Below are 11887 nucleotides of genomic sequence, written 5' to 3' on the forward strand. Positions count from 1 at the left end.
CGCGGGGATGACGTTTGAGTAGATGACCCTCGCCAGACCGCAGACCTTCTCCGTCCTTATGGGGTTCCTCTTGTGGGGCATCGTCGAAGAACCAACCTGCTTCTTTCCGAAGGGCTCGCTGACCTCAAGGATTTCCGTCCTCTGGAGGTTTCTAATCTCAAGGCCGATTTTGTCGAGGGTAGACGCAACCAGGGCCAAAAACATCATCAGCTCGGCGTATAAATCCCTCGGAACAAGCTGGTTGGTTATCAATGAAGGCCTGAGGCCAAGGTCTTCCATGACGAGCCTCTCAATCTCGAGGGCCTTCTCCCCGAAGGAGGCAGCAGTTCCAACGGCACCGCGCATCTTGCCAACGAGAACGCGCTTCTTGAGTTCTTCAAGTCTCTCAAGGTGTCTCTGAACCTCGTCGAGCCAGAGGGCGAACTTCATGCCATACGTAGTTGGAACCGCGTGTTGGCCGTGTGTCCTGCCGATGCAGACGGTGTATTTGTGCTCCTCGGCGAGACCCATAAGAACGTCTCGGAGTTCTCTAAGGTAGCGCTCAATAAGCTCAAGGCTCTCCTTTATGAGGAGCGCGTTGGCGGTGTCGATTATGTCGTTGGAGGTCGCGCCGAGGTGGACGTACTTCCCGTGCTCACCGCAGACCTCGCTTAAGGCCTTAACGACGGCCATTATATCGTGGTGTATCTCCGCCTCTATCTCTTTGACGCGCTCGAGTTTCACCCACTCCGTGCTGGCCCTCTCGGAAATCACACGGGCGCTTTCCTCGGGAATGTTGCCGAGCTTCGCGTGGGCCCTCGCCAAGGCCGCCTCAACGTCGAGAAGCTTTTGAAGCTTGTTCTCCTCATCCCAGATGCGCCTCATTTCCTCGCTTCCATAGCGGTAGTCAATTGGGTGAACCGCCATTTTAATCACCATTCTTGTGACTATTTTGGGCATTAAAACGTTTTCTTTTGACAACTATACGCCAATATCATCCAGGCAAACGAGCGTTTTTGAGATGCGCTCGCCACTTAAAAAGCTCTTCCCACAGATAGAACCGAAAAGTATTTAACCCTATGTCCGCGATAGGCTGATGACAAAACTTCCGGAGGTGCCAGAAATGGCTGAGGAGCACGTCGTCTACATCGGAAAGAAGCCGGTTATGAACTACGTCCTCGCCGTAATAACCCAGTTCAACGAGGGCGCTAAGGAGGTCAGCATCAAGGCTCGCGGTAGGGCTATCAGCAGGGCCGTTGACGTCGCCGAGATTGTCAGGAACAGGTTCCTCCCCGAGGTCAGGGTCAAGGAAATCAAGATAGGCACCGAGGAGCTCCCGACTGCCGACGGCAGGACCGCCAACACCTCGACCATCGAGATTATCCTCGAGAAGCCGTGAATTTGACCCCTTTCCTTTTCCTTCAGGTTTCTTCTGAGAAGCAAAGTTTAATAGCACCGCCCCGTACCCCTTCTGGTGGGCCCGTTGGAGTACGAGACCATAGACGTTACAGATGAGCGGGTTCGCGAGCTCGCGCAGGTTCTCGCCAACGAAAGGGCGATGGCCATTCTGAGGATTCTCCGCGAGCGTGAGCTCTCGATGAGCGAGATTGCGAAGGAGCTCGACATGCCCATATCAACAGTCTCATACCATCTTGACAAACTTCTCCGTGTGGGTCTCGTTGAAGTGGCCGGGAAAAAGTACGGCAAAAGATTGCAAGAGGTAAAGCTCTACCGAGCATCGAGCCGACCGATTCTTCTGCTTCCGCGCCCAGCAGAGCGGAGAACGTCACCGTTGAACAAACTGCGCGTCATAACCATCTCAGTTGCAACGGGCCTTTCCGCACTCGTCTACTGGGTGACTGACCGGTACTATGGGAACCCAGGCTCTACAACCTCCCAGACAGAACCGATACGTATGTTATCTGCGGAGACTGGCAAACAAGCGGGTTCATCAGGGAGTTACGTTCCCGTCCTCCTCGCGATAATGACGTTCGTCATCGCAATTTCCGCAGGGTGGCTTCTTAAGAAACGTTTTTAAGAAACTTAAATCAACCCCAACTCGTGGGGTGAGATTCCAATGATGGCCGTGGGACAGGTGGTCAAGAGAAAGGCAGTGATTGTGAAGCCCGACGACACCATAGAGAGGGTTGCGAGGATACTCTCAAGGCACAAGGTTGGGAGCGCCGTTGTCGTGGACGATGACGAGATAGTTGGGGTCATCACCGACCGCGACATCCTCGACAAGGTCGTTGCGAAGGGGCGCGACCCTAAGACCGTCAAGGTGCACGAAGTCATGACGAGGAACCCGATAACGATTGAGGACGACTACGACATAAGCGATGCAATAGATAAGATGATGGAGAAGGGTATAAGGAGGCTCCTCGTAACGCGCCTTGGAAAGCCCCTCGGTTTCGTTACCGCGGCGGACCTGCTGGCGGCCCTCAACAGCATGAACAGTGAAGAGGAAGAGGAAACCGTTGAGGAGACCGAGGTCTACGGAATCTGCGAGCTCTGCGGTCAGTACGGCCCGCTCTACAAGGTCTACATAGAGGGGCAGGAAAGGTGGATTTGCGAGAGCTGTAAGGATAATCTCAACCTTTAGCCTCTCAGCTCTCTCATTATCTCATCGAGGATTATTCCAAATTCCCTGTTCCTGTTCTCAACGCTCAGAACGTGGGTCTTTCCAAGGGGCCTGAACTTGTCAATCATCCTCCTGTGGACGACAGCTAAGAGAGGTTTGTCCGAGTTCAGCACCTCGCCAACGGCCTTCACGAACTCGTCGCTCTTGTACTCCATCGGGCCAATTTCGTCTATGACGACCAAATCCGCCTCGACGAGCGCACGCCTTATCGCTGAAACTCCAACCGCTCAAGCTCGTCAACGTGGACGACGTACTTTCCGAAGGGAACCCCTGACAAGTGAGACGTTCCGCGCAGGCTCGCGAGCGTTCCCTCCTCACCTGTGTCGAGGGCGATGATTTTGAAGCCTATTCTCCTTCCGTTCCGCTTGACTTCCTTCGTTATCATGCCCCCAACGATGTAACCCCATTTCTCGACTTCCCTCGCGACCCTCTCGACGAGCGTCGTCTTCCCAACCCCTGCCGGGCCGGTCACGAAAACTCTGACCATTTTTCATCACCGAAGGAGCTTTAAGTTCCTCCCTTAAACCCTTTGGGGTGGTCGCGGTGGAGATAAGGTATAAGCCTGAAGAACTCACGAGGCTCCCAAGGAGCGTTCGCTACGAGCCCGGAAAGGTTATCATGATTGACCAGACGCTTTTGCCGAGAGAATTTAAGACCATCGAGCTAAGAACAGTTGATGAAGTGGCTGAGGCAATCATCACGATGAAGGTACGCGGGGCCCCTGCCATTGGAGCCGCCGCCGCTTTCGGCCTGGCCCTCTACGCGGACACGAGTAAAGCGAAAACCAAGGACGAGTTCATGGACGGCTTTTACAGGGCATACAACAGGCTGAGGAACACGCGTCCCACCGCCGTAAACCTCTTCTGGGCGCTCAACAGGATTAAGAAGCTCGTCGAGGAGAACGCCGAGAGCCCTCTCGATGAACTCAAAAAGCTCATAGTTGCCGAGGCGCAGAGGATAGCGGACGAGGACGTTGAGGCAAACCTCAGGATGGGCCACTACGGTGCCGAGGCCCTGCCCGAGGGCAACGTTCTTACCCATTGCAACGCGGGAAGTTTGGCTACAGTTCAGCTCGGAACCGTGGGGGCCGTGCTAAGGGTTATGAACAAAGACGGAACTCTAAAGCTCCTCTGGGTGGACGAGACGAGGCCCGTCCTTCAGGGGGCCAGGCTTAGCGCGTGGGAGTACCACTACGATGGAATTCCGCTGAAATTAATAACCGACAACATGGCCGGCTTCGTGATGCAGCAGGGAAAGGTTGACGCGATAATAGTTGGCGCCGACAGGATAGTGGCCAACGGCGACTTCGCCAACAAGATAGGAACATACACCCTGGCGGTTCTCGCCAAGGAGCACGGGATACCGTTCTTTACGGTGGCACCGCTCTCGACGATTGACATGAGCCTGAAGAGCGGGAAGGAGATACCAATTGAGGAGCGGAAGCCGGAGGAAGTGCTCACCTGTGGTGGATGCAGAATCGCTCCAGATGTGGACGTTTACAATCCTGCCTTCGACGTTACACCGCATAAGTATCTTACAGGAATAATAACAGACAGGGGCGTCGTTTATCCGCCGTTTGAGAGGAACCTGAAGAGGCTGTTTAAGGATTTAGAATGACTAAATCCATGTCCCTTCTATTTCCTTTCTCTTAGAAGTCTCTTAATCCTCCCAAGGATTGACTTCTGCTCCTCGACCTCTTCAACGACAACATCCTGAACCTCACCGATGTGCTCCTCTATAGCCGGCAAGAGGAGGCCGAGGAGCTCAAGGGGCTCCAGACAGGGACAGTCAACGGAGTAGTCGATTGGCTCCCCCTCTGGAAACTCCACCCTAAGCGATACTCCCTCTTTACTCTTTTGGACTTCAAAACGGGCCGTTCCTTCCTTTCCGACGACTTTTCCCCTGACGAGCATCAGAAGTAGTGCGAGGGGGAACTTAAAGGCCTTTTTTAAACGGATGGTTGAAAACGAGATGTTAAACTCATTTTCGAGGATGAAGGCCCCCTCGTGGTAGTTTCCTCTACCCCAAAAGGGAGAGCCCGTAATGAGATGACACAATTAACACATTTTAGTCTCCTCCAGCAACAATAAAAGTCTCTTAGAACTCAATAACACTCCCCGTTCTCACGATTACGAACTTCTCAGGGTGTTTCTTCTGGATGTAAGTCTTAGCTTTATCGCCCGAACAGTGGGCAGGAGCTACGAGCTCCGTCATCCCAGCAAGTCTATCGAGGGTCGCTTTGGACGGGTAATGGAAGCCGCCGATTACAAGGTGGGCTCTTTTGTACCCTGAAACCTCAAGGACGGCCTCCGTCAGCCTGTCTGCGCCCGGATGAGAACAGCCGACTATGACGACGAGTCCAGAGGGCGTTTCCACCCCCACTGCCTGTTCGAAGCCATCCAGCGCTCCGGAGGTCCAGACACCATCGTTATTCTCCCCGCTTCGTGCACTTTGGCGATGTTCAGTCCCCAGATTTTCCCTCCAGGTGGAGCGTACAGTTCAAGCCCCGGGTTCAGCTCCGCAATTGTTGAAAAACCGCCGTAGTGATCGTAGTGCCAGTGGCTGAGAACCGCGAAGTCGAGGTCCTTCAAAGAAACACCGAGAGCTTCTGCATTATGGAGGAGGATTTCTCCCCTCGTGTCTGCATCGAAGAGGAAGCGGTGCTTCCCCTCAACCAAAACGCTCCAGCCCCAGTCATTGAGAAGTCCTTCAGCGGGCACGTTGTCGTTTAAAACCACGAGCCTCATACCAATCCCCCGAATTAAGGGTTTCCTTGTTCAGGGTAACACTATCCTCTATAGGAGCCCAAGGATAAGACAGCAATCAAACATATCTTGGTGCGAGACCGTTAAAAGGACTTTCCAAAACCTTAATGCGGTGATGGTGATGTTCTGGCTCAAGACGAGAATCATCGAGGGTAAGGGCTCCCTTGAAAAGCTCCGAAAGGAAGCTGAGGGACACGAGAGGGTTCTTATCCTGGCCGGCAACTCGATGAAGAGACACGGCTTCCTGAGCGAGGCTGAGGACTACGTTAAAGAGGCAGGGGCGGAGGTCTTCTCAATAACCGGCCTTCCGGCGGAGCCGAGCGTGGAGACGATAGAGGAGTTCCTGCCGAAGGTGCGGGAGTTCAAGCCAGACCTGCTGATAGCGCTCGGCGGTGGAAGCGTGATAGACACGACGAAAGCGCTGAAGGTCTTCTACGATGCCCCCGAGCTGAACTTCGAGGAGATAGCCTTCTTGGATAGATTTTCGAAGCCCAAACCTGTTCCGAAGCTGAAGACGAAGCTTATTGCTATCCCCTCGACGAGCGGTGCCGGGAGCGAGGTTTCTGGAGCGAGCGTTCTGAAGAAGGGCGGAATCAAGTACAATATCGTTACGCCCGAGATAGCGCCCGATGTGGCAATACTCGACCCGAGGCTGCCGATGACGATGCCGAGGGAAGTTGCGAGGAATTCTGGACTGGATGTGCTCGTTCATGGAATAGAGGCATACACCACCAAAGTCGCCAACGACTTCAGCGACGCGATGGCGATTAGGGCGATAAAGACCGTCTTCAACTACCTTGAGAAGAGCCTTGAGGGAGACGAGGAAGCCCGTGAAAAGATGCACTACGCTGCGACTATGGCAGGGATAGCCTTCCTCAACGCGCGCCTCGGCCTCTGCCACGCGATGAGCCACAAAGCCGCGTGGATTGGACCGCACGGGCTGCTGAATGCAATATTCCTTCCCTACGTCATGGAGTTCAATGCCGAGAAAAGCGACTACGCAAGGAGGCGCTACGACGAGATAGCGAGGGAGCTCGGCCTTAAGGACTGGAGGTCGCTGATAGAGGCCGTCAGGGAGCTGAACGAGCGGACGGACGTTCCGAAGCTGAGCGAGCTCGTCGATGAAGAAACCTTCATGGCAAAGCTCGACGAGATGGCCGAGAAGGCCTACCGTGACGGCCTTTTGGCCTTCAACCCCGTCGAGGCGAAGCCGGAAGAGATAAAGGAGCTCTACCTTAGGGCGTTCAGAGGGGAGTGAGGAAAAGAAAAGGAACAAACGGACTAAGCAACCTTCACCTCCTTTTCTCCCCCGTTCTCCACCTCGCGAATCTTTCCACCCTTCATGACCTCAACGATGGCCAGGCTTAGTATCGCTAAGAACAGGTAGATTCCTGCGGAAGTTCCGAAGAGCACCTCGTAGGCTTTGGTCGTCGGTATCTTTATCTGAACCCACGAGGGAGCACCGGGCGGGTGGAAGAGGGTGTAGTAGGTGCTCATGATGGTTCCCGCGATAGCTGGCCCCCACGTCGAGCCGAAGTTCCTGAAGAGGCTGTTCGCTCCTGTCGCAACGCCCATGACCCTCGGCGGGACGCTGAAGACGAGGACGTTGATGAGCGAGATGTTCATGAGCGTTATTCCCGCGCCGACGTATGCTATCATCGCCACGAAGGCCCAGAGGTGGTTCGGTGGGAATTCAGGGGCGTACTTTGCCAGAACGGTGAGGCCCGAGCTCGCGATGAGCGCTCCAGTTATCGCGAGCGGCTTTGCACCGACCTTCGGCATTATCCTTCCGGCGAGAGGGGCGATGATGAGCATCACAAGGGCCATTGGGGTCATGAGCAGACCGCTCTGGAGTATCGTCTTGCCGAAGCCATACGGGGGCTTCATCTGGAAGATGTAGGTGTTCGCCTGGCTCATCATGGATATGCCAAAGGCCGCGAACATGATTCCGAGGTTCACTATGGCGGGGTTCCTTGCGGTCACGATGTCGAGGGGAATCAGCGGGTTCTCCGCGCGTTTCTCCCAGAGGACGAGCAAAATTGCGCCGACTATCGAGACCGCGAAGAGGACGAGGGTTTCTCTTGCGGTCCAACCGACGTTCGGGGCGCGCGTTACCGCAACGAGTGCAGGGACGACGGCCCAGACGAGGAGCAGAGCGCCCTGCCAGTCGAGCTTTCCGGGGTTGATGTATCTGCTCTCGCGGAGTATCTTCCACGCGAGGATGAACATCAGCACGGCGAATGGGGCGGCGGTGTGGTAGGTCCAGCGCCATCCCCAGTGCTGGGTGACATAGGCACCTAATGGAAGCGCGATAACCATACCGACGCCGAACATTGCGCTTATCATCCCCTGAACCTGCGGGACCATCTCGGGTGGGAACTCCTCACGGACAAGGGCGAAGGCGAGCGGGAATATTGCCATTCCAAACCCCTGGATTGCCCTCGTGGTGAGGAGCCACTCGAAGCTCGGGGCAAAGCCGTTGAGTATGACGCCGAGGGTGTAGAAGCCGAGGGCAACCAAAAACATCTTCTTCTTGCCGTACATATCGCCGAGCTTCCCGAAGAGTGCCACACTGACGGTTCCGACGAGGAGGTAGATTGTGAGAACCCAGCTGACGTCGTTTGGATTTATCGCGAACTCCTTCTGAATCGTTGGCAACGCCGGTGTGAGCATAGCTTCCGTGTACATGACGAGGAGAGGCAATAAAACCACGACGAGCGTGGCCTTCTTCGCGTATTTGAGGTCGTAGGTTTCGCCGTTCCTCGTGACGTTCATATCTCTTCACCGATATGTCGAACGATATATCGTCTTATAAAGTTAGCGGTAGGGGTTATAAACCACACAACGCCAGGTTTAACCATGCACCCCCTCCTCAGGAAGGCCATCAGAGAGCGCTTTGGGAGGCTCAACCGGCTCCAGCAGGACGCTTTTAGGGAGGTTAGCTCTGGAAAGAGCGTCCTAATCATCGCACCGACCGGCTCGGGGAAGACCGAGGCGGCGGTTTTACCAGTCTTCAACGAAATCCTTGAAGAAGGACTAAAACCCATTTCGGCCCTCTACATCGCCCCGCTCAAAGCGTTAAACAGGGACTTGCTTGAGAGGCTCGAATGGTGGGGAAGGAAGCTCGGGATAACCGTCGAGGTACGGCACGGCGATACATCATCCTACAGGAAAGCGAAGCAGACGAAGAATCCGCCCCAGATGCTAATCATCACCCCCGAAACCCTCGGCGTGATTCTGACTGTCAAGTCCCTCCGGAAGCACCTGAGCAACGTGAAGTTCGTCATCGTTGACGAGATAGTGGAGCTTGTAGACAATAAGCGCGGTTCCCAGCTCCTCCTGAACCTTGAGCGACTTGCCGAGATAGCGGACTTCAAGAGGATAGGCATGACTGCAACCGTCGGCAACGAGGAAGAGGTGAGGGACTGGCTGAAGGCCGAAACGATAGTGAAGCCGAACTGGAAAAAGAGCTACCGCTTCCACGTTCTCTATCCAAAGCCGAAGGAGGAGGACAGAGAGCTTGCTGAGAAGTTGAGCGTCTCGCCCGAGATAGCGTCCCGTCTGAGGATTCTGTGGGAAATCGTTGAAAAGCACGGAAAAGCCCTCATCTTCACCAACACGCGCCAGTTCGCAGAGGTTCTTGCGCACCGCCTCAAGGCCTGGGAAAAGCCCGTAGAGGTTCATCACGGCTCGCTCTCGAAGGAGGCGCGCGTTAGGGCGGAGAAGGCCCTCAAGGAGGGGAAAATCAAGGCCCTAATCTGCACCTCCTCAATGGAGCTGGGCATAGACATCGGCGACATGGACGTCGTGATACAGTATATGAGTCCGAGGCAGGTGAACAGGTTGGTTCAGCGCGTCGGAAGGGCGAAGCACAGGATTGGCGAAATTAGCGAGGGCTACATCATAGCGACGAACGTCGAGGACTACCTCCAGAGCCTCGTCATAGCGAAGCGGGCCTTGGAAGGGCGTTTCGAGGCGGTCGAGCCGATAGGCGGGCTTGACGTCCTGGCTCACTTCGTCGTCGGCCTTCTGATTGAGTACAAAAGACTCCCGCGCGAGAGGCCCTACGAGATAGCGAAACGAGCGTATGTGTACAGGGATTTGAGCTGGAGTGACTATCTCGATGTTCTCCGCGTTCTGGAGGACGCTCGTTTGGTCGGCTACGACGAGGAGAGCGACCTCCTCTACCTCAGGAGGGGAGCATTCCAGTACTACTACGAGAACCTCTCGACGATTCCCGATGAAGTCTCGTGGCGCGTTTTCGACGCCAAAAGTGGGCACGTCATAGGGAGGCTCGATGAGAGCTTCGTGATGGATTTGGAGGAGGGTATGGAGTTCGTAATGAACGGGCGGAGCTGGATAGTGCTTAAAATCGACGACGAGGCGAGGCTTTTGAAGGTTCGCGAGAGCAAGAGCCTTGAGAGCGCGATACCGAGCTGGGAGGGCGAGATGATTCCCGTTCCCTTCGGGGTTGCGTTCGAAGTCGGCAGGCTGAGGAGGGAGCTGGCCTTCGACTTCAACAAAGCTTCAGACCTTTTGGAGGGCGTTGAGTTCAGCGAGGAGGAACTTAGAAGGGCATTTGAGGAAATCAGGGACGAGCCGTTTCCAACCGACCGAGATATCGTCGTCGAGAGCACCCCGAAGGCGACCATAATCCACGCCGATTTCGGGAGCAGGGCGAACGAAGCGATAGGAAGAATAGTCCACTCGTTCCTAATCCTCCGCTACGGCCGGGTCTTCTCCGTGAGGAGCCAGGGGCACGCGATAGTCTTCAAGACCCCGTTCCAGCTCAATCCAGAGGAGGTCAAGCGCTACCTCTATCAGGAACCTGAGAGCGTCGAGTTCATAGTTTCCCGCGCTCTGAGGGATTCCCACGCCTACCGCTGGAGAATGCTGAACGTGGCCAAGCGCTTTGGGGCATTGAGGAGGGACGCGAGGATAAGAAAGGTGGAGAGACTTTTCGAGGGGACGGTGATTGAGAGGGAAACGCTCAACGAGCTCTACCACGACAAGGTGGATGTAAAAAAGGCCGAGCTCGTGATGGAGCTACTCAAGGCCGGCTCGCTGAGGGTGAAGACCGTCTTAAGGAAAGAGCCGTCAACGCTTGCTAAGCTTAACATGACGGTGAGCGGGGAGTTCCTGCTGTCGGGCGTTCTCGAGAGGGACGAGCTAATTGAGCTGTTCAAAAAGAGACTGCTTGAACACGAGGTCGTTCTGGTCTGCACCAACTGCGGGTGGCACTCGAAAACGAAAGTGGCGAGACTTCAAAACATCAAGCTGAGGCAGTGTCCGCGCTGTGGTTCAAAGATGTTAGCTGTGGCGCACCCGATTGACGCCGAGGAGTTCCTCTCGGTACTTGAAAAGGTCCGCCACGGAAAGCCGTTGGAAAAGAAGGAGGAGAGGGCTTACAGGAAGCTGTTGAAGGCGGCAGATTTGGTCGATACCTACGGCTTCGAGGCTGTGCTGGCCCTGGCGAGCTACGGAACGGGGCCAGATACCGCCGCACGTCTGCTGGCGCAGTACCGGGGAGACGCCTTAATCCTCGCGCTCATGGAGAGGGAGAAGCAGTTCATAAGGACGAGGCGGTTCTGGGTTGATAGGAAGGAGAAGGAAGATACAGAAAACAGGAGTGCATCTTGATTTTGTGTCCAACAATAAGGGTTCCTTTGACTGAACCCCCACCAGTTACTGGTGGGAGCCTGCTTAAAAAGATTGGGTCAAAAGGAAAGAAATGCTCAATCCTTCGGCTCGTTCCCGCCGTAAATCTCGTTAAGGGCCTTTAGGAACTCGCTTGCCGTAACAACGTCCCTGACGTCTATGCGCTCGAATTTGGTGTGCGAGATGTCGAGGTTGCCGGGGCCGAAAACTATCGTCCTCGTTCCGTTGTACATGAAGTTTATCGCGTCCGTCCAGCTCCTCATCCCGCCGAACTCGTCGAGGCCCGTCTTCTCCATCGCCTTCTTGGCGAGCTGGACTATCTCCTCGTCCGGCTCGAGCTTGTAGCCGTCCCATATCTCGGTGTACTCGTAGCTCTTGGTGTACTCGTCGAGTATCGGATCCATTAAATCCAGAACGTCCTCGACCTCCTGCTCTGGTAAGAGTCTCGCCTCAAGTCTTCCCTTGCACAGGGCGGGGATTAAGTAGACGGGGTTCTCGCAGACGAGCTCTTGAATGCCGATATGGGGGTCGAAGAACTCGCCCTTGGCGTTGAAGGGTTCGAGCTTCTTGAGCTCCTCGAGCATCTTATAGGTCTCCTCAATCGCGTTGACACCGCTCTCGGGACAGGCACCGTGGGCCTCCTTGCCATCCACCTCGAAGTAGGCCTCGATGTTGCCGGCGTGGGCGATGTGCACCTCAAGGTCGGTCGGCTCCAGAACGACGGCCATCTTGGGCCGGTAACGCTCCATAAAGAGCGCGCTCCCACGACCGCCGAGCTCCTCGTCGCTGACGAAGACGATGCCGACGTTGAGGTCTTTGTTTTCCTTCTTCAGCTCCTCGAGCA

The 11887-nt window shown here is 55.3% G+C and carries 12 protein-coding genes and 1 pseudogene; 6 read left to right on the top strand and 7 right to left on the bottom strand.

Annotated elements, in window-relative coordinates:
- On the bottom strand, window positions 1–906 hold a 906-nt coding region (gene purB / locus MVO87_RS01005; protein WP_297551907.1), incomplete at its 3' end, for an adenylosuccinate lyase.
- Between the two features lie 196 nt (window positions 907–1102).
- Between purB and albA the strand changes: the two genes are divergently transcribed.
- From albA to MVO87_RS01020, 3 genes are all read left to right on the top strand, one after another.
- On the top strand, window positions 1103–1378 hold the full coding sequence (gene albA / locus MVO87_RS01010; RefSeq protein ID WP_013467275.1) for a DNA-binding protein Alba: 276 nt from the start codon (window positions 1103–1105) through the stop codon (window positions 1376–1378).
- A 75-nt stretch (window positions 1379–1453) separates the two neighbouring features.
- Window positions 1454–2017 carry an ArsR/SmtB family transcription factor gene (locus MVO87_RS01015; RefSeq protein WP_342765083.1) on the top strand — a complete coding sequence of 188 codons (564 nt, stop codon included), beginning with the start codon at window positions 1454–1456 and terminating at the stop codon, window positions 2015–2017.
- Between the two features lie 39 nt (window positions 2018–2056).
- Window positions 2057–2581 carry a CBS domain-containing protein gene (locus tag MVO87_RS01020; protein WP_297516541.1) on the top strand — a complete coding sequence of 175 codons (525 nt, stop codon included), beginning with the start codon at window positions 2057–2059 and terminating at the stop codon, window positions 2579–2581.
- On the opposite strand, the pseudogene MVO87_RS01025 reads toward MVO87_RS01020, so the two are convergent.
- A pseudogene (locus MVO87_RS01025) lies at window positions 2578–3107 on the bottom strand (NTPase). The gene MVO87_RS01020 and the pseudogene MVO87_RS01025 sit on opposite strands and share 4 nt — an antisense overlap.
- 56 nt (window positions 3108–3163) lie before the next feature.
- Here MVO87_RS01025 and mtnA point away from each other — a divergent pair.
- Window positions 3164–4237, top strand: a complete 1074-nt coding sequence (mtnA, locus tag MVO87_RS01030; protein WP_297516537.1) for an S-methyl-5-thioribose-1-phosphate isomerase — start codon at window positions 3164–3166, stop codon at window positions 4235–4237.
- 17 nt (window positions 4238–4254) lie between these two features.
- Here mtnA and MVO87_RS01035 read toward each other — a convergent pair whose 3' ends face one another.
- From MVO87_RS01035 to MVO87_RS11255, 3 genes are all read right to left on the bottom strand, one after another.
- Complete coding sequence (locus MVO87_RS01035) at window positions 4255–4533, bottom strand: hypothetical protein (protein ID WP_297516535.1); 279 nt, start codon at window positions 4531–4533, stop codon at window positions 4255–4257.
- Window positions 4534–4717: 184 nt separating this feature from the next.
- The gene (locus MVO87_RS11250) at window positions 4718–4996 is read right to left on the bottom strand and encodes a hypothetical protein (RefSeq protein WP_342765084.1); all 279 of its coding nucleotides are present in this window, start codon (window positions 4994–4996) and stop codon (window positions 4718–4720) included.
- A complete protein-coding gene (locus MVO87_RS11255; protein ID WP_342765085.1) occupies window positions 4966–5367 on the bottom strand; it encodes an MBL fold metallo-hydrolase in 402 nt (133 codons plus the stop codon). Before MVO87_RS11255 ends, MVO87_RS11250 begins: the two co-directional genes overlap by 31 nt.
- A gap of 139 nt (window positions 5368–5506) precedes the next feature.
- Between MVO87_RS11255 and MVO87_RS01045 the strand changes: the two genes are divergently transcribed.
- Window positions 5507–6643, top strand: coding sequence for an iron-containing alcohol dehydrogenase (locus MVO87_RS01045; protein ID WP_297551908.1), 1137 nt, complete (start codon window positions 5507–5509; stop codon window positions 6641–6643).
- 23 nt (window positions 6644–6666) lie between these two features.
- Here MVO87_RS01045 and MVO87_RS01050 read toward each other — a convergent pair whose 3' ends face one another.
- Window positions 6667–8160, bottom strand: coding sequence for an MFS transporter (locus tag MVO87_RS01050; RefSeq protein ID WP_297551902.1), 1494 nt, complete (start codon window positions 8158–8160; stop codon window positions 6667–6669).
- 84 nt (window positions 8161–8244) lie between these two features.
- On the opposite strand from MVO87_RS01050, the gene MVO87_RS01055 reads away from it, so the two are divergent.
- The gene (locus MVO87_RS01055; protein WP_297551904.1) at window positions 8245–11025 is read left to right on the top strand and encodes a DEAD/DEAH box helicase; all 2781 of its coding nucleotides are present in this window, start codon (window positions 8245–8247) and stop codon (window positions 11023–11025) included.
- Window positions 11026–11120: 95 nt separating this feature from the next.
- On the opposite strand, the gene MVO87_RS01060 is transcribed toward MVO87_RS01055, so the two are convergent.
- On the bottom strand, window positions 11121–11887 hold a 767-nt coding region (locus MVO87_RS01060), incomplete at its 5' end, for a M20/M25/M40 family metallo-hydrolase (protein ID WP_297551906.1).

Origin of the sequence: Thermococcus sp., assembly GCF_027063845.1 — an archaeon.
Classification (GTDB): domain Archaea; phylum Methanobacteriota_B; class Thermococci; order Thermococcales; family Thermococcaceae; genus Thermococcus.